1 protein-coding gene is annotated in these 217 nt (G+C 57.1%); it reads right to left on the reverse strand.

The window, feature by feature from the left end; all coding sequences use genetic code 11:
* Window positions 1-144 (reverse strand): FAD-dependent oxidoreductase (locus tag CFII68_RS27125; RefSeq protein WP_018611647.1); only part of this gene is annotated, 144 nt, incomplete at its 3' end.
* Window positions 145-217: the final 73 nt, after the last annotated feature.

Raw genomic sequence — 217 nt, forward strand, 5'->3', positions numbered from 1 at the left:
GAAATTCACCCCACTGGCGTATTGGCCGATCAGGTCGCGTTCCAGCAGGGTCACCGAGTGCCCACGCTGGCGCAGAAAAAACGCCGACGCCGACCCCATGATGCCGCCGCCGATAATCAAGACGTCGCTTTTTTGTGCCTTCATGATGTTCCCTCGAAAATCCTCGACAGCGGTTCAATAGCAATACAAGACCTGGCCAAACCCCAACCCCAACCCC

Origin of the sequence: Pseudomonas sp. CFII68, from assembly GCF_000416195.1 — a bacterium.
GTDB classification, from domain to species: domain Bacteria; phylum Pseudomonadota; class Gammaproteobacteria; order Pseudomonadales; family Pseudomonadaceae; genus Aquipseudomonas; species Aquipseudomonas kilonensis.